The organism is Deinococcus fonticola (assembly GCF_004634215.1).
GTDB lineage: Bacteria > Deinococcota > Deinococci > Deinococcales > Deinococcaceae > Deinococcus > Deinococcus fonticola.
The window spans coordinates 1-16,247 of the sequence record NZ_SMMH01000048.1 but is presented as its reverse complement, the minus strand read 5'-3'; the positions used below and the strand labels follow the sequence as shown (position 1 = coordinate 16,247).

At 52.8% G+C, this 16,247-nt stretch carries 17 protein-coding genes; 4 read left to right on the top strand and 13 right to left on the bottom strand.

Features of this window, described 5'->3' with window-relative positions:
• Positions 1 to 1,783 (top strand): type I DNA topoisomerase (topA, locus tag E5Z01_RS17690; protein WP_135230575.1); only part of this gene is annotated, 1,783 nt, incomplete at its 5' end.
• Between the two features lie 24 nt (positions 1,784 to 1,807).
• Here the strand turns inward: topA and E5Z01_RS17685 are convergent.
• Complete coding sequence (locus tag E5Z01_RS17685; RefSeq protein WP_135230574.1) at positions 1,808 to 3,085, bottom strand: hypothetical protein; 1,278 nt, start codon at positions 3,083 to 3,085, stop codon at positions 1,808 to 1,810.
• Between the two features lie 39 nt (positions 3,086 to 3,124).
• Between E5Z01_RS17685 and E5Z01_RS17680 the strand changes: the two genes are divergently transcribed.
• The gene (locus E5Z01_RS17680) at positions 3,125 to 3,616 is read left to right on the top strand and encodes a DUF2726 domain-containing protein (protein ID WP_135230573.1); all 492 of its coding nucleotides are present in this window, start codon (positions 3,125 to 3,127) and stop codon (positions 3,614 to 3,616) included.
• Here E5Z01_RS17680 and E5Z01_RS17675 read toward each other — a convergent pair.
• The 10 genes from E5Z01_RS17675 to E5Z01_RS17635 form a co-directional block, all read right to left on the bottom strand.
• Positions 3,613 to 3,867: a hypothetical protein gene (locus tag E5Z01_RS17675; protein ID WP_135230572.1), complete on the bottom strand. Its 255-nt coding sequence runs from the start codon at positions 3,865 to 3,867 to the stop codon at positions 3,613 to 3,615. The two genes, E5Z01_RS17680 and E5Z01_RS17675, sit on opposite strands and share 4 nt — an antisense overlap.
• On the bottom strand, positions 3,867 to 4,016 hold the full coding sequence (locus tag E5Z01_RS19660; protein ID WP_167758001.1) for a hypothetical protein: 150 nt from the start codon (positions 4,014 to 4,016) through the stop codon (positions 3,867 to 3,869). The genes E5Z01_RS17675 and E5Z01_RS19660 overlap by 1 nt, the downstream gene beginning before the upstream one ends.
• A 307-nt stretch (positions 4,017 to 4,323) precedes the next feature.
• Positions 4,324 to 5,283, bottom strand: a complete 960-nt coding sequence (locus E5Z01_RS17670) for a hypothetical protein (protein ID WP_135230571.1) — start codon at positions 5,281 to 5,283, stop codon at positions 4,324 to 4,326.
• 4 nt (positions 5,284 to 5,287) lie between these two features.
• Positions 5,288 to 5,548 carry a hypothetical protein gene (locus E5Z01_RS17665; RefSeq protein WP_135230570.1) on the bottom strand — a complete coding sequence of 87 codons (261 nt, stop codon included), beginning with the start codon at positions 5,546 to 5,548 and terminating at the stop codon, positions 5,288 to 5,290.
• On the bottom strand, positions 5,545 to 6,066 hold the full coding sequence (locus E5Z01_RS17660; RefSeq protein ID WP_135230569.1) for a hypothetical protein: 522 nt from the start codon (positions 6,064 to 6,066) through the stop codon (positions 5,545 to 5,547). Before E5Z01_RS17660 ends, E5Z01_RS17665 begins: the two co-directional genes overlap by 4 nt.
• On the bottom strand, positions 6,066 to 7,277 hold the full coding sequence (locus tag E5Z01_RS17655; RefSeq protein WP_135230568.1) for a hypothetical protein: 1,212 nt from the start codon (positions 7,275 to 7,277) through the stop codon (positions 6,066 to 6,068). Before E5Z01_RS17655 ends, E5Z01_RS17660 begins: the two co-directional genes overlap by 1 nt.
• A 2-nt stretch (positions 7,278 to 7,279) precedes the next feature.
• On the bottom strand, positions 7,280 to 8,329 hold the full coding sequence (locus E5Z01_RS17650) for a hypothetical protein (RefSeq protein ID WP_135230567.1): 1,050 nt from the start codon (positions 8,327 to 8,329) through the stop codon (positions 7,280 to 7,282).
• The gene (locus E5Z01_RS17645) at positions 8,326 to 10,869 is read right to left on the bottom strand and encodes a VirB4 family type IV secretion system protein (protein WP_135230566.1); all 2,544 of its coding nucleotides are present in this window, start codon (positions 10,867 to 10,869) and stop codon (positions 8,326 to 8,328) included. The genes E5Z01_RS17650 and E5Z01_RS17645 overlap by 4 nt, the downstream gene beginning before the upstream one ends.
• A complete protein-coding gene (locus E5Z01_RS17640; RefSeq protein WP_135230565.1) occupies positions 10,853 to 11,179 on the bottom strand; it encodes a hypothetical protein in 327 nt (108 codons plus the stop codon). Before E5Z01_RS17640 ends, E5Z01_RS17645 begins: the two co-directional genes overlap by 17 nt.
• Positions 11,180 to 11,362: 183 nt before the next feature.
• Complete coding sequence (locus E5Z01_RS17635; RefSeq protein WP_135230564.1) at positions 11,363 to 11,728, bottom strand: hypothetical protein; 366 nt, start codon at positions 11,726 to 11,728, stop codon at positions 11,363 to 11,365.
• Positions 11,729 to 11,827: 99 nt separating this feature from the next.
• Here E5Z01_RS17635 and E5Z01_RS17630 point away from each other — a divergent pair, with 99 nt between their 5' ends.
• Both E5Z01_RS17630 and E5Z01_RS17625 read left to right on the top strand, forming a co-directional pair.
• Entirely contained in the window at positions 11,828 to 13,999 is a 2,172-nt protein-coding gene (locus tag E5Z01_RS17630; protein ID WP_135230563.1) for a hypothetical protein, read from the top strand.
• On the top strand, positions 13,999 to 14,313 hold the full coding sequence (locus E5Z01_RS17625) for a hypothetical protein (protein ID WP_135230562.1): 315 nt from the start codon (positions 13,999 to 14,001) through the stop codon (positions 14,311 to 14,313). Before E5Z01_RS17630 ends, E5Z01_RS17625 begins: the two co-directional genes overlap by 1 nt.
• 142 nt (positions 14,314 to 14,455) lie before the next feature.
• On the opposite strand, the gene E5Z01_RS17620 is transcribed toward E5Z01_RS17625, so the two are convergent.
• Both E5Z01_RS17620 and E5Z01_RS17615 read right to left on the bottom strand, forming a co-directional pair.
• Positions 14,456 to 14,887, bottom strand: a complete 432-nt coding sequence (locus tag E5Z01_RS17620; RefSeq protein ID WP_135230561.1) for a hypothetical protein — start codon at positions 14,885 to 14,887, stop codon at positions 14,456 to 14,458.
• Between the two features lie 22 nt (positions 14,888 to 14,909).
• Positions 14,910 to 16,121 carry a hypothetical protein gene (locus tag E5Z01_RS17615; RefSeq protein ID WP_135230560.1) on the bottom strand — a complete coding sequence of 404 codons (1,212 nt, stop codon included), beginning with the start codon at positions 16,119 to 16,121 and terminating at the stop codon, positions 14,910 to 14,912.
• Positions 16,122 to 16,247: the final 126 nt, after the last annotated feature.

Genomic DNA, 16,247 nt, shown 5'->3' with positions numbered 1-16,247 from the left:
CCAGGTGGGCCAGATCCAGATCCTTTGGGAAAGCGGAAGAAGAAATCTCCCGACCTCATCACTCTGCTGGAAGTCGGCTGGACGCTGGTTTTACGCCCTCTCTCATAAAGTTTGTCAGGCCGTCAGGGGTGAAGCGATAGCGTGGCATCTGGCGCAAGTGCTGGGCCTCAAGAATCCTCAGCGCATGGTCTTTCACGAAATTACCAAAGAGGCCATTACCAAAGCCCTCAGCAACACGCGCCCGCTGGATTTGCAGCGCGTGGCCGCTCAGGAAACGCGGCGAATTGTTGACCGTCTGGTGGGTTGGGAAGTCACGCCCAAACTGCGGGAAATGGGCTATAAGCTCTCGGCAGGCCGCGTTCAATCGGCGGCACTGGTGTCGCTTGCCAAGCGTGAGCAGAACATCATGAATCACGTTCCTGCACCGTATTACCGGGTCACGGCTCAAGCTGTGGCTGAAAAGCCTTTTACGGCTTTGGTCGTCAGCGACGGTGAATCGCGGCTGGCAACAGCCAAGGATTTCGGGCCGGATGGTGAACTGAAAACCGATGCAGTCATGCTGGGGGCCGCTGAGATCGAGCAGCTCACAGCGCACATTAACGCGGCTGGCCTCACGGTAAAGGACGTGGCCGTGAGGCCGTACACCACAAATCCTCCGGCTCCTTTCACCACGTCCACCTTGCAACAGGCCGCAAGTTCTTTACTGAAAATGTCGCCTCAACAGACAATGACTACCGCACAAAAGCTGTATGAGAGCGGGAAAATCACTTATATGCGTACCGATAGTGTGAACCTGTCAGATGAGGCGGTCACAGCGGCGCGGGCGGTGGCGGCGGCGGTCTATGGAGCTGGCAGTATCCCGGCACAAAGTAGGCAGTACACCTCGAAAGGGAACGCTCAGGAAGCGCACGAAGCCATTAGGCCCGCTGGGAGTAGTTTTGTGCCACCTTACCAGTCCGGCCTTGAGGGGGAAGAACTGGCCCTCTACACCCTGATTTACAACCGTACAGTCGCCTGTCAGATGAATCCCCTGAAAGGCGAAGAAACCGTCCTGAACCTGCAAAGCGGTTCGGCACTTCTGACGGCCTCCGGGCGGGTGATTCTGGACGCGGGCTTTACCGTCTTATACGCAGATGAAAGTAAAAAAGATGCCGATGGCCAGGCACTTCCCCCTGTTCAGGCGGGGCAACACTGGCCCGCTCAGGCATCTTCGGAAGTCAAGAACACGCCTGCACCTGGGCGCTTTTCCGAAGCGTCCTTAGTCAAAGCCCTGGAATCTGCCGGGGTGGGTCGGCCCTCGACGTTTGCCAACATCATTAGCGTGCTGCACGAACGCGGTTTTACCGTCAAGAAGAAAGACAAGCTGCATGTGACGTGGCTGGGCCTGCTGGTCGCTGAATACCTGCGGCGGGAGTTCCCGGCACTCGTGAATCTGGCCTTTACCGCTTCAATGGAAACTGACCTTGACCGGATCGCGGCGGGAGAATTAAGCCGCGTGGATTACCTGACGGCCTTCTGGTCGGGCGATTTGGAACAGGTCGTCCTGAACGCTTCCACTGAGCCGCCCGTGCTGGCCCTGCCTCAGTTCCCCGGCGTCAGCATCAGCGCGGAATACCGTCAGGTAGTCATGACTCAAGGCATAAAATCTGTGGCCCTCCAGAACAACCCTTATCCAACACCGGGCGAAATGAATAAAGCCTTTGTGACTAAGGCCATGCAAGGGGATGAGGTATTGCCGCCTATGCCTGTCAAGAAAAAAGGGGCGCGTGGCCCCAAGAGATAAATCAGTCAGCATAAAGGGGGACGGTCAGTAATCCGTTCCCCGCTGCTGCTGTGAGGACGCTTCCAGCTTGGTATGCGCCGGGTGGGTGGACTTGAACGTGTCCACACTCTGCACGTCTGGCGTGTGGCCGCTCCGCTGCTCTATGCCTATCTGCATCCTGGTTCCCACTTCCTGATTGACTTCGGGCGCGAGTTTGGGCTGTTCGTTGTAGCTCGTGGCGTACATCTGCATTTTCCCGTTCTCGTTGGGGGCGTACACAGAAACGTAGTGGCTGTCGCGGGAAAGGTCGGGTAATGCGTCCATCTGGGCCTCACTGAGCTTCACACTGTCGCCCTGTTGCTGACCTATCACGACGGTCTGTACGCGGTGGCCGTCCTGCTGGGCCTGCTCTATCAGTTTGGCTACGTCCAGGTTGTAATTGTCGGCGCTGACCACAATAGTTTTGTTTTCATCGAGGGCGCTAGCGGCGCGTTCAGCTTCACGGGTCATATAGGTATTGCCCTGCGGTTCCTGTGCGGGCGTCTGTGCCTGCTGGCTCTCCTGGGCCTGAACCTGTGGCGCTGAGCCTTCAGGGGCGTCCTGGGCGCTTTGCTGCACCGTGGCTTGGGCAGGGGAGTCATCCATCACCCGGAACTCTGCGTCTAGCACGTCCTGCTGTTGGGTGCTTTGCGGTTCCCGGCCTTCGTGAAAGTCGGCGTCAATGGGAAACTCCCGCTCTAAGGTACGCTCGGCGCTTTGTTCGTTGGTTACGCCTTCCTGCGTGACACTCGCGTTTCTGGCGGGATTGGCAGGACTGCTGGAGTCTGGCTGAGTTTCGGTCGGCGGCCTGGTTTCCTGCTGCTGTTCCATACGCCGCTCAACATAGGCTGACACGCCGTTCATGACGTTCTGGGCGTCCTGCTGTATGCCCTGCAAGAGAATCTGGCGCGGGTCGGTGCTGGAAATGCTTGAATCGCTAAGCTCGGGGTCTTTGGGCGTTAATCCCTGCTCTCCTTTCTTCTCGCCTTCGGCCTCCTCATTCTGTCGGCCTGCTGGCCCGCCTCCGGTTGGCCAGCTCTCCTGCCAATTCACTTCCCTGTCTGGCTTCTCGTAAGGGGTCATTTCGCCGCTGGTCACGCTACTTGCTCGTTCTTCGTTCTGGTATGGAAGCATGGCTCCGTCGTTCATGTGGTGTCTGACCTGCACCTCCTTACTTGCAGAAACAGGCGGCTGGCTCACGTCGAACTGCTGACGGTGGCCTAGATTCTGCGCGAATTGCTGTCTACTTGCTTCGTCGCCTAGTATCACGATGACCTTTGCCATGATTCCTCCGGTACTGCTTGATTATGCTTTGATGCTGATATGACGCTGAGCATCATTCTTTTCCTTGTGGGTGTTGTTATTGCGGCTGTCCTGCTGCGGTCGGTTAATAACGTCGCTCGGAAAACCCCGCCTAAATCCCTTCCTGTGGCCGCAAAGAAATACTTCTTTTCCCGTGCTGAGCGTGAGTTTTACGAAACGCTCAAGCAGGCGCTCCCTGCGTCCTATGTCGCCTTTCCCAATGTGCGCCTGCAAGACATTTTCTACATCACGGCCAAAGGGGATGAGCGCCGGGGCGTCTACTCACGCTTTCAGGACAAGCATGTTGATTTCCTCGTGTGTGAGCGCAAAAATTACCGCCCGGTGCTGGGGATTGAACTTGACGGTTCAAGCCATGACCGGGCAGAGCAGAAATACCGGGACGCGGTAAAAGAGACAGTTTTTCGGAGTTCGGGCATGACACTGCTGCGTTTTCGGAATGAAGATAAACTAAGTCCTTCGGCATTAGCAGTGGCCCTGGGAACCTATCTCTAGTGAATGATCCGGTGCAGGAAGAAGAAAAACAACGTGAGGATGCCCATTTCAAAAACGTCTTTCCGGCGAATGATGGAAAGACGTTGATCTTCCTGGCGCTCGGCCTTGCTGAGCGACGGCATACCCAGTCGCTTGTTGTGGGTGTTGAGCTTGAGCAACATGCCTAGCGTAATTGCGCCAAAGTACAGCGTCAGGACAAGGCACAGCGCCTTTGGAATCGCCACAAATAGGAAATGTAACAGTAAGTCCATCAGCGTTCCCCCATTTCGCGGCGCGTCACCCGTTGCCGCTCGGAGTTATTGGCCTTCCCCGCATCTCCAATTCCGCCTAGAACCGCCAGAAACACCATAGAAACCGCCTGCAAACAGAGCAGCAGCGCGGCCCCCACAATGGGCAGCACGGGCCGTAGCACACGCCATACAGCGCAAAGAAAGGCCCAAGTCTTAACCAGGTAAGGCTTGAGTGGCGCTAGGCGGCTAAGAATCGGCTGGATTGTCGGGTTTGTAGTGGTCATAGGCGTAACTCCCTCTCTTTTTATGTTCTAGGCTAATAACATAGTAGAGTAGCGCGGCTGGTTTTTCCACGTAAAAGCCGGAACATCCTGCACGTCCGGTCTTTAGGGTAATTGATTCTGGCCGCTCGGCTCAGCAAAAAGAAGTCAAGAAAAGGGTCTGGGAACTGGAACAAGAAAGGGCAATCCAACCTGGCTAAGCCGCCTCCTCCTCCCCCTCTTTGCTGACCTTCCCGCCTTTATTCATCCGGGCGTCAATCGTTTCGAGAGGCACGGGTTCCTGGCCCTCGCTCACTTCCTTCACCGCCTGCTGCAAGTCAAAAAGCTCGTACACACCAATGTCTTTGACCACTAATCCCCACTTGAATAGAGCAACCGGGTAAAACAGCGGCTCCAGCGACTTGTTCTTGATAATTTCGGTGATGCTGTCGCCGTGGGTGGTGGCGATAAAATCAGCCTTCACACTGAGGTCTTTAATTGTCTCGGCTTCTAGGCGGGTCTGCACCTCGTCAATGGCGACAAGGTGGGCTGAATTGTTCGCAATAGCTTCCAGCATGATTTTGTGCTGCTCAGCCTTCACTGGTACGAAATAACGGTCAGCCTCTCCAATACCGGGGTGCGGCGTGCGTCCGTCGCCTGCAACCTCGTTTGAGGTGTCTACAACCGTCAGGTTGGCATCGTATTTCTCGGCGCAGATACGGATGTAATCGCGCAGCAAAGTGCTTTTGCCTTTGCCTGCCAAACCCATAATCAACATCGAGGGGTGAATCTCCACGCACTTCCTGAGCAGTTCAGCCACACCCACATAAAACCGCGCAATACGGATATTAAAGCCGTCTGTGCCTTTCCCGTCGGCTGACGGAATCCGGCTGATGCGGTGGCCCGTGCCGTCAATCCCGGCGCGGTTGTCGTCGCGGATATGGTCAATCCTGGCCCGGAAGTCCGTTAAGTGCTGCTGCTCGATAGTCAGGTCTGGATAGGTGTGCCACTTTCCATGATGCTTGATTTTCAGTGGTCGGCCAAAGCGGATTTTGACCTCCTCCGTTTCGTCAATCTCCGGTTTCAGAGCGTTACGAATATCAAAAGGTAAAATTCGCAGTAATTTTTCATAGTCTTGCTGGATACGCTTATCAATTTCAGCTTGAGTGAACAGCACGGTCTTACCTTGCCTTCATTGTCAGTTCTTCTAGCAGCTCGTTGGTCAGCCGTTGTTCCTCGCGCTGGGTAAGAAGAAGGCGAACGTGCATTGTGAAACCAAGACTCAGAATCAGCAGTACAACCCCCTTCACATCCCAAAAGCACAGCATGAGGACAAAAGCATTAAGCAAAATCAGAAATGCGTAGTAGAGGTTAAATTTAAGCCCCATGCGGCCAGCGATTTTTCCAATGGCGGTATTTTCAATACTAGGGTTACTATTCATTTAAGCACCTGCTTGATTCGAGTAAAGGCTTCAACCTGGCTCATCCGTTTTGTCTTTGCGGTGACGTTTTTAAACCACGTTAAAATAGAATTTATCTCCTCTATGGTCATAGGCTTCATGGTTGGATTGGCAAGAGTTCCTAAGCCGCGTCCTCTCCAACCTTGGTTGTCCACAATCACGATAGCCTCTATAGATGAGGTCTGGACTTCATACACAGGCACATTGGCAAGCGCGAGTCCAAGAATCGCGCTCTTAGCGGTGTAGTTATAGTAGGGGATGGTCACGATTCTGACATTCGTTTTGCGGATAGTATCAAGTGCAGTCTGGCGCAAAATGTCGGCCATAGTCAGGTCTGAAATTGTGGGGGCAAAAACCAGTACGCGGCCTTTGACAGAGGCGCTCATGGCATCCAGCATGGCTGTGTACTGAGGATGAACAGGGGGGATGCTTTGCTGGGCCTGTACGCCCCCTGTGAGCAGTAATCCACCAAGAAGAATCGCCGTTATGCGCGAACGCATCAGCCTCCACCTTTAGCAACAGCTCCAACATAAGAAGCGGCTCCGCCTAAGATGCCCACAATCAAATTGACGATAGCGCCCATAATCACCAATGAAATAATGAAGTAAAGAGCCGCAAAAATAACCTGCAAAATAGATTGGCTAACATTCTTCATAATATCCAGAAAGCCCGCAATGAAGGCTTCGCCAGCGATGTTAAACGAGCCTTTGACCTTCTCCCATGCTTTTTGTATTGCCGTTCTGGTGTCCGTGTTACAAACTACAGTTGGATCAGTTTGTTGACGCGCCGCGCATTGCTGCATATCGCTCAACTGTTTGTCAATGGTTTGGTTAAACATATCCTCTGCCAGAGCAGCATTAGCATTGCCCAACATTTCTCCTAAAGAGCTATTGTCAATAACTACCTGACTTTGTTCAGCAGAGCGAATAAATGTTAAGTCAATAGCACTATAAGCAATCATCGGCAGGAAAGCAGCAACGAATATGGCTCCCAGTCCACTACCAATAGCCGCCCAAATTGGCCCTACCTGACCCCACATGGTAAAAGAGATAACCAACGGAATGAGATAGCCCAAAATCATAACAACAAAAGCAGCGATAGCAATGATGCCGGAATACATGACACCAAAGCCAGACAGTGCCATTGCTCCGGCTGAGATTCGGCTAAGAGCTTTCGAGGCGACGTTGCCTGCACCTTTTAAGGCGGCGGATTTTACGGCTTCTCCTCCGGCCTTTGTAACTACACCACCAACTGCACCTACTCCGGTGGCCGCTATGCTAACGGATGCCACAGTCCCAATCATGCCGTTCATTTGGACTTTGGCATCTTCTATTTTCGGCCCCAACACTCCCGCAAAAGCAGCATTGGAACCATTGTATGCTTCATTCCAAGTCGAAGTGAGAGCGGAGTGCATAGTCCCGCTAAGTGAAAGCATGATTGCTACGCCAATACCTTGAACCAATACGCCACGGATTTCCGACATAACATTCTTACCAACAGCGGCGTAAATTTTAACAAAGAATCCAACGACTGCTATGCTCGTAGCAAGTGTCATAATTGCGGCAAAAAGATTTGATCCCCGCAATTTACCATCTACATCAGCCACCATAGAGAGTGGATTGACCATAATAAGCGGGTTATTTCCAGCCGCAAGCGCAACACTTCCCAACATAAGGGCTGCAACAGTTAGCAAAGTGGTGTATTTCTTCATGATTATGGCCCCACAGACTTCAGTTCGATTTTGGTATCAAGAAAACCGCTCATGGCACTATAAGCGCCTGTCACATCTGCGCTTGCTTGCGCTGCCTGTATCTTCATATCAGCGGCCTCCTGTTCAATCTCAGCGTTCAGCTTTTGCCTGCGCGTAGCAATTTCTTCGTCAGCGTTATTCCGCTGCATCATTAGTTGATTGTTAGTCATCACTTGTTGCTGCACCATTTCACTGAGCTGGTTTAGAATAGCTATATCGCTGGTCGCCTTGCTTTTGAGAGCTTCTCCGGTTAAGTTGGTCAGGATTTCTACTTGCTCTCGCGTACTAATGGCAGTTTTGGCCTGAGAATTGTATTTGTCTACCGTGCCTTCACTAACGGGAGTTCCAATAATGCTTGTAGCGTTACTCATACCTTGTGCGAGATTGGCTTCAATCGCCTTTTTAGCTTCTGACTGAATCTTTTGTGCATGATACGCTTTTTCTGTACCCTGCATGGCATCATAAACGTCTGCGGCAGCAGCAATCTGATCAGCAAGTCGCAATGTAGGATTATTCAAAATAGCCTGATTGGTCAAGCCGCCCACACTATCAGAAGCTGCGCCTTTATTCAGAAGCTCACCATTATTGCGTAGGGTCTGTATCGCTGTTCCATAAAGAGCTTTACGAAAGTCGGCATAAGTCCCTTTCATAGAATTATTTATATTCGTAAGAGCAGTGTTAAGAGCACTTGTATCTATGCTATTTCCTACATCACCAATCAAACGTCCAATGTATTGTCCTGCAATATCTTTAGCAAAACTTTCCCAGTCGCCGTTCAGTACATTGTCATTGACAAACCCGTGAATTTGTTGCAACTGGCAGAGAAATTTGAGTTTATCTCCGGTCTGTCCCAGCGGAATAGGGATTCCACCAACATTCGTTGCGCCGCCGTTGGCGGCACTGCACGCCTGCGACAAGATTTTGCCCAAGTCCTCCCAACCGTTCGCCCCGGCTTGACTGCTCAGGCTCAGGGCTGCCACGGTCAGGATCGTCAGGTTCTGTCTGCGGTTCATAGTTCCCCTCCAAACTTGTCTTGAACTAAGTTTTTGACGCCCTGCAAAATGTTGCCGCCGACTTCTGCAACGTAGCGGTCTTTCTCAGCAACTTCGTGGTGGCCGGAGTTGACCAGCCATAAGGTGAGTTTCGTTTCCCGCAACTGGATAATGTCACCGGATTTCCCTCCCCCTTCGTTCTGCCCGCCGATTTGTGACATCAGGGCAAACTCGCTGTAGTTTCCGACGACGTTCTGCAAGGTGGGGAGCTGCTCGGCCATCACTTCCGGCAAAGAGAGTGTTTGCACCACGTCTTTTGCAACGTCTTTGCTGTAGCGGCCAATGAACAGGTGCGAGAAACTGTCTCTCAGGTCGCCAAAATATTTGCTGGCCGTCGCTGACTGCGTACCAATGCCTAAGCTCACGCCGTAAGAACGGAATACGCGCATCATTCGCATTACGGCATCAAGTTCTTCTTCGGTCTGCACCTGGTTCTCGAACTCGTCCATGAAAATAAACTTGGGTAGGCCGCGTGGGTACTTCTTCGTGACCTGCCACATGGCGTTTTTAATGATGTGATTGGCAACACGCTTCATCAGCTCGTCGTCCTCTGGAATACCGCCCGTGCTGAAATACATGCGGCGGGCGCTCAGAGTGCGGTTGCTCTGGCAATCAACAAACTGCGCTACCGGGCTTTCCCCAATGGCTTTGCGTAACCGGATACTCACGCTGCGGGCCGCTTCGATGACCTTCTCCTCCATGCGCCGCCCGTCGTCGTAGTTCTCGATGATACTCAGCATCCGGTACAGGTCTTTCATCTGGGGTGGCCGCTCCTCCTGGGAGAACTGCGCGTACACCGCCATAATTCCTTCAGTAATCGCTACGTCCTCGTACCCCTTCTCACTGGCATCTCTTGGCGGCTCTACGAAAATGCGGATAAAAGCTGATAGAGAGGCCAGTTTTTCGCCGTTGGGTTTCTTCTCTGAATCTTCTCCCAAGTCAAAAATGTTGAGCCGGGTATCAGAGTCGTAACCGAACACAATAATTTCGCTGTCGCTGAGGCTCTTAAACAGGTAGCTAAAATCCTGTTTGGCGTCGGTGACAAGCCATACGGCGTCCGGGTACTTGGTCAGCTCAGCAATGTAAAGCGACTGTACGAGCACAGTTTTGCCGCTCCCGGTGGGGGCATAAATCGCAAAGTGGGCTGTGATCGTCTGTTTGGTGAACAGGTCAAAGCGAATCAGCGACTTGTCGCGGTTCTGGTAGGTAATGGCCCCTTCATTCAGCCCGCCCCACGGGGATACCGGGGGGAACAGGTCAATGACGCTGCTGGTATACGGCTGGAAAATAAAGCCGCTCATCGTGCCGTTAAAAGGCATCAGGGCGAAATACTGCGCCTCGGCCTGATAGCCGTAAGCAATGGGCATCCCGGCCCGCAAACGGCTCATGTTGCCGCGTGCCTGCCGTTTCATGCGTTCCAGCTCGTCCAAAGAGGCGGCTACCAACACGATACCCACACTGGCCTTGAAGCGGGATTCCAGCCCTTCAAGTTTCTGCGCCCGCTCGACGTGTTCCAGCTTGTTCACGGCTTTGCCGCTCGGCACCACGCCAGGGGATTTTACCCGTGACCAAAGATCGTTCTTGCTCTTTTCCAGCTCATTGTTAACGTCATAGTCATTCTCGCGCTGGGCCTGCACGACGATGTAATACGTTCCGTGCAAATCCTGGGTAAGTGCGCGGGTGTAGCCTGTTTCGGTGTACTCCGGCAAGCGGCCCACGCTCAGCACGTCAACATACCTGTCGCCCGCCATGTAGTAGTCGCTTTCAAGATTGTTGCCGGGACTGGCGGTAAGTTGGCGCTGTAGAGATTGCTGGTCAGATTTACCATGCCTGACTGCGTTAATGGTGCGCTCGGCCAGAGGAATGAACTGGGGGGCCAACGGCCAGCCAGGATTGAGATAAAAAAAACATTCTTCAAAAATGTCCTGCCCGCTCATTGCCTCAGCTCGGAAGCCTGCGGCCTTCATCTGCTGGACAGCGGCTCTTTGTAGAGCCTGGGCGTTAGCGACGGCGCGGCTCAGTTCTCGGGGATTGGGCGCGGCGTCCACTGAAAAACGTTCTCCTGTTTGTGGTGTGACCGTCACAGTGGCGAAAAAAAGCCAGTTCGATACTTCGCCCTGTCTGATTTTTTCCTCTAGCATCATGGCGCGGCGTAGGGTCAGTTCTTTAAGGATCGGATCGGTGCAAGCCATAGCGTAACCGCGAATGTCGGCAACCGCTTCCTCGTGCGTGGCCCGCAAACTGGTGTAAGTGGACATGATTTCGCCGTCAGGAATAGCAAGGTCAAAAACGGCTTTGAGGCGACTGGAACGCTGTAAAAGGTTGTCAGGAGTGTAATGCAGGTGAGAGGGCGGCTCGAAATAGAAGCCGTACATCAGGCGTCCATCTTTCAAGACCCCGATGTTCTCGTGAATATCCCAGAGGTTCAGACGCTTAGCAAATGAGATTTCACCTTCCCCCATTCCAATACTTTTGCGTTCCCTCTTACGACTTTTGAACACGTTTCCTCCGTTCGTTGGCGCTCAGGCGGTGGCTGCGGCTTTGGACGCGGGCTTCCCTTTTCTGCTGACGCTCAATCTTCACCACTTCACGTTTTGCCTGACGTTCAATACGCTCAAAAGCGTGGCCCAACTCCATTTCTTTAGTCACAATCAAAGGTGGGGTATCGGCGTCCACGTCGGGCTTATAAAAGTCAATTCCGTTCATCCACCAGTTCGTGAAGAACTCCACGAAACGGGGGTAGGGCTGCAACCTGCGCTTAATGCCAAAGTTGATGAACCACGCGGCGGCGCACGCAAGAACAATGAACATGATTTTTAGGGTGGGTGAGGGAGAAATACGCGGGCTAAGCTGTCCAGCTAGGTAAAACGCCAACCCCAGAGCCACCACATCCGAAGTGTCAAGGTAAGAGATAAGTCCTACGTTACCGCTCGTCATTGGGCAGTCGTGCCGTAGGGGATTCTGGTTTTCCTGGGATTGGCGGTCAGTCATGGTTTAGCAGCTTCCGCCGAAAATAGCGGTAGCAAACGTACCTGCTCCCAGAATCACGACAGCTCCCACAATCGCATTTTTGATGCCTTGAAAGGCGCTGCTGTCACCGATGAATTTGTTCCAGCCGAACACGATAATGACCGCGAAGCCTGCCGCTCCCAGAAGTGCGGGCGCACTGAGCTGGGTGACAACAGTACAAATAGCGCCAGTGATTTTCGAGAAATTAAAGGCTTGTGCTGAACCAAAGCTCCCGACAAAGAGCATCACAAGACCGAACAGAGCCAGTTGAACCAGAGGGTTCAGCAAGAAGGCCAGCTTGGTATTTGCGCCTCCTGCCTGGCTGGGCGAGATGGTGAGGGTTCCTGTCATTATTTTTACCTCCGCAACCTTTGATAATTTTATCCGTCCCGTTGGGTTGCTAAGTATAGTGTAACACAGGGTCAGAGATAGATATGCTAAATTGCAGATATGGCAAAATTGGACGATAAAATTGCTAATGAAGTGGCAGAGAATACAGAGAGTGATCTCTCTGCTACTACTGCTACTACTAATGCGGGGGATAGCGGGCGTCAGGCGATTAACTGGAATGAGGTACTGGCCCGCTTTAGGCCACGGTTGCAAGAGCTGGAGTTTGAAGATACCGACGTACCCAGTCCCGATGACCTGGATGCCTTTCCGGGCTTTCTGGCTCGATTGCAGGTCAAAGACCCGCTCCTTGCCAGTGATTTAAGTCGCACGGTTCGGCGTTTCCGTGATATGGGGGCGTTGCCCGATGAAGCGGCACAAAACCGCCGTGAGCGTTCGCGGGCTTTGAAACAGGCCGCGACGATGCGTACCGTTGAGGGACGACTCGTTAAAGACAAGCGGAAAGCACCTCTCTATGGCCTCGCCGCGCTACTGCTGGTGCTGGGGCCATTGGGGTATATGCTGTCGCGTCCTATTCAAAAATCTCCACCACCAACAGCGGGAAATGGGGTTGAGACAACAACGGCTGACACGCCCAAATCCGACGAAACTGTTTCCTCCAATACAACGGCTCAACCTACCGAACTGGTCAAGACTGTTGAAAATGCCGGAAATGCGGCGGGGAATCTGGTCAGGTCTGGTGGCGAACAAATTGCCAATGCCAGTCAGCAAGAAGGGGGGATAACTGGCGCAGTAGGTGAGTCCAGCCAAAATCCGGCCTCTGGTACTTCTTCGCCCTCGGCTGGGAATAGCACAGCTCCTAATCGGGAGAATGGGGTAAGTATGCCAACCCCGACGCCGCCAACTGTGACGCCGCCTCCGGTGGCTGCTGCGCCTCAGCCCTCGACGACGACTCCTGCTCCTGACGTGTACCGCCCGGTCAACAATGCGCCCACGGACGGCTTTGGTGACGATGTTTCTTCATCACGTCCTGTCGCCGTCACTCCTCCGGCCAGGACTACCTCTACACCTAGCTTTGGTGACGATGTTTCTTCATCACGTCCTGTCGCGGTCGCTCCTCCGGTCATTACGCCTAGCACGCCTGGTAGAACCACTAGCACTAGCTTTGATGACGGCGTGCCTAAGTCCAGCACAATCGCTGCTTCTCCAGCCACGACATCTAGTAGCAGCCCTAGTTTCGGTGACAGCGGAAGGCAGGCCGTCGCCAATACGCCCGCGCCTGCAAACACAAATACGAATACTCGGGCGGGGTCAATTCCTGCACCTGTGGTCATGGTTCCCAAAGTCGCCACTACAGCATCAACAAGAAGTGCGTCTGCGACAGGAACAGGAACGAATACTGGTAACACCTTTGGAAATAATGTGCCTGCCCCTATGGGCCTTTCTCCTGTTGGAACGGTCACGCCGGAAGCTCCGGTAGCTCAGCGCAACCGCGCCACTTCGGGCCTGGTGTATGAGCGTCCTCGGCCTGCACCTGTCAAAGCGGCGGCTCCGGCTGATACTGCTCCTGAACCAGAAACGGCCTCGACGACTGCGGCTCCCAGCTCGCTCGGCTTGTTCGGTGATACTTCGGGCGCGAACAATGGGGCGTCCAGTACAGCAGGCACGGCGGAAAAACCCTTTGGGAGTGATGCTTCGGTTCCTGCTTCACGTCTGGGTGCGGTTGGCCCCTTCCGCAACCTGCAACAGATTCCCGTGCGCCTCGTGACGGCCATTCATACGTTGACGGGTAATTCTGTTCCTGTGCTTGTCGTGACAGCCGACGGCGGCTCTTTCGTGGGGGTCGGCACGATTAACGGGCAACTGGCCCGCGTGGACATGACATTCCGGCGCTACGTTGCGCCTGATGGAGCGGTGAGTGATGTGGACGCCCTGGCGTACACCCTGGAAGGAAGCAATCTGACTCAGGGTATTCCAGCCAACATTGTTCCCATTGCGCCGACACTTGGAATAGATATGGCTCAAAACGGCGCTGCGGCCCTGCAAGGAGCCGTGCAGTCTGCCCTGGAAAACGCGGGCAAATCGGCTTCCCAGATTGCTATTGGCGACGGCGCAAGCATTTCAGCTAACGCTCTGCCTCCCCTGTGGCAGATTCTCATGGGTGGGGTCAGTAAGACCTTTACGATGCCCACAAACACACAGTCGGTCATGCGGGCGGCCAAAGTGAGTACCAATACGCCTATGACCCTGATTGTCGGGATTGGGAACAACTAATGAAAGAGTGGATTGGTTTACACGCCGCCGACCTCATCCTGGCGTGGGGGGTGGGATGTGCGGGCTTTGGGTTACTGACGCTTACGCTGACCCTGCGCCGCCGTGCGGTTCCTGCTGGGCTGTCCTCGGCGCTGCTGGCGCTGGCCGGGGCAGAGCTTTTTATAATTCCCAACAGTTTCTTCTTTTCGCCTTTGCTGCAAATGCTGCGATTTGTAACAGTGTTTTTCGCCCTCGACGTGGTGATACTGGCTTTCATACTGAGAAAGCGCAGGTCATGGCCCGCGCCTGCACCTGAGCAGGTGCCAGAGCTTTAGCTTTCTTCCTCTACCTGGACTGAATAGAGCCTGACAGCTTCGCGGCTGACAGGCTCTATTCGGTTTTGTAAGTCAAAAGGCTGTATCAGCAAAATGCAATAAAGCCTCTCGGCAAAAGAGGCTTTATTGCATTTCAGTTGTCTTAGTAAGGTTTAGCGATATTCCAGTATTGTTGCCAGAGTGCGGTAATGCTATTGGCGTTCTTGGGGTCAGTAATAACCTTAAATTTCTTATTCTCGATGAATATAGCAGGGCCATTCTTTATGCTGATCGCACTGTTTTTATAATTCGCGTTCAGCATGTAAATCTTTGCGCCTAATGCCTTGAGCGGTTTGAAGTTTGGCGCGGCCTGATTGGTCGTCATGACTCGAACAGTGATGACCCGCTGCTCAAGCAGGCGCAGAATCCCGCGCTGAAACTCACTGCTGCCAAAGTTCACGCCGTAAAGGTCAACCTGGCCTTTAAGCATATTCAAAATGGCCGCTGAATCAGTGGTGGTGGTCATATAGCTCGGCGCGGTCTGGGCGCTAGCTGTGGACAGGGCAAAAAGTGTAAAGGGTAAAACGTATTTCATTAGACGCCTCTTTAGTTGTGCATCACTGAATTGGGTAGTCAATTATGGGCTTTCCATTGACGCCTGGAACTTCATAGCCTTCTGCCGCGTTCTCCCATGTAAAGCGGGCTTTAACGCCGACATAGGGCAAACCTGCGGCAAACTCTTTAATCAGGATGGGTGCCGGAACAGGAACAGGGATAGGAACAGGAAGTGTCAAAATGACATTGACGCCCCCCGCCATATAAATCATTTGGCGTAAGGGTTTAGCAGATAAAGGCTCTGGCAGGAGCGTAACGGTTGGCTGCATCCATGCCCTAAAGAGGGTGGTATAGCCGAAACGGTCAGCAACGGGAAGCGGCTGGATTTTGAATGTGCGCTTGTATTCCTCCAGCGGCCATACACCAGGCGGATTCGGAACCCCCAGTACATCATTGCGCCGGGGAAGAATATGCACCCGCAGCGGCTCCGTCAGAGAATTACTGGCGACACCCTGCGCGTAGTAAATGGGGGCGGTGGACTTGAACACGCCTCCCAAGTTCTTCCCCGCCTCTTTTGCTGATTTAAGCAAGCTGGCTAAATCCGGCTTGAGGGTTGTGGTCGGTGCAATGACAGACCCAGTGAACATATTATCCCACAAAGTAGGATAAAACTTTGCCGTTGGTTTAAGTGCTTTAAGCACATCAGTATTATACTCTTTGAGATAATCCGTTTCAGTATCCTTAATAGCATCTGCTATGCGCTTTAGGGCTTCTTGATAATTGAAGTCAATTGGACGTGGCGCAAGTGGATTAAGTGTTTCTTGTTCACCTTCAATACAAAACAGCTTTTGCATTTCTGGTGTATAAACACATGTCCCCGGAATAAACATCACTGTAAAGTCAGGATCAACACCTGAACAATAATCATCATTTGGAACGAAAGGCAGGATAGAATACTTATCCATTCTGAGCTTGTCGTTCACTTCTTGGGTTGGGATTTTACCGTCTAGTTCCTTCGGATACATTCCTTTTTGTACGTTAATTGTTAGATCAGGATTCAGAGTTTCATCGCCACTTTTCCAGTCAATAGTACAGTGGCTTGCAATCATTGCGGGGTTATTCAACTTAACTAAGGCGTGCCAATAGCTTCTATCTTCAAGACGTTGCCACGCTGCGCGTAAATCTTTACCAACTCGCACAGTTTCAGTATCGAGACTGTAAGGAACTTTGGTGGTTTCTTTACTGTCTACAGTAATAAATTTGGCATGTGGCACCTGACGGCCTGACAAATTTTATGAGAAGACGTCCCCGATAGGGGATAATTTCTGTTTGTGACGACAAAAATGCTCCTCGGGGACGTACCCCGACTCTACCAGAATGTCCGCCCCTTCCTCAGTTCC

Bases quoted from the DNA above. Each gene is read 5' to 3' on its own strand.
- E5Z01_RS17665 (WP_135230570.1), bottom strand. From the start codon at position 5,548: ATGAATAGTAACCCTAGTATTGAAAATACCGCCATTGGAAAAATCGCT.
- E5Z01_RS17625 (WP_135230562.1), top strand. From the start codon at position 13,999: ATGAAAGAGTGGATTGGTTTACACGCCGCCGACCTCATCCTGGCGTGG.
- E5Z01_RS17635 (WP_135230564.1), bottom strand. From the start codon at position 11,728: ATGACAGGAACCCTCACCATCTCGCCCAGCCAGGCAGGAGGCGCAAAT.
- E5Z01_RS17680 (WP_135230573.1), top strand. From the start codon at position 3,125: ATGACGCTGAGCATCATTCTTTTCCTTGTGGGTGTTGTTATTGCGGCT.
- E5Z01_RS17685 (WP_135230574.1), bottom strand. From the start codon at position 3,085: ATGGCAAAGGTCATCGTGATACTAGGCGACGAAGCAAGTAGACAGCAA.
- E5Z01_RS17650 (WP_135230567.1), bottom strand. From the start codon at position 8,329: ATGAACCGCAGACAGAACCTGACGATCCTGACCGTGGCAGCCCTGAGC.
- E5Z01_RS17640 (WP_135230565.1), bottom strand. From the start codon at position 11,179: ATGTTCATTGTTCTTGCGTGCGCCGCCGCGTGGTTCATCAACTTTGGC.
- E5Z01_RS17675 (WP_135230572.1), bottom strand. From the start codon at position 3,867: ATGGACTTACTGTTACATTTCCTATTTGTGGCGATTCCAAAGGCGCTG.
- E5Z01_RS17655 (WP_135230568.1), bottom strand. From the start codon at position 7,277: ATGAAGAAATACACCACTTTGCTAACTGTTGCAGCCCTTATGTTGGGA.
- E5Z01_RS17630 (WP_135230563.1), top strand. From the start codon at position 11,828: ATGGCAAAATTGGACGATAAAATTGCTAATGAAGTGGCAGAGAATACA.
- E5Z01_RS17620 (WP_135230561.1), bottom strand. From the start codon at position 14,887: ATGAAATACGTTTTACCCTTTACACTTTTTGCCCTGTCCACAGCTAGC.
- E5Z01_RS17660 (WP_135230569.1), bottom strand. From the start codon at position 6,066: ATGCGTTCGCGCATAACGGCGATTCTTCTTGGTGGATTACTGCTCACA.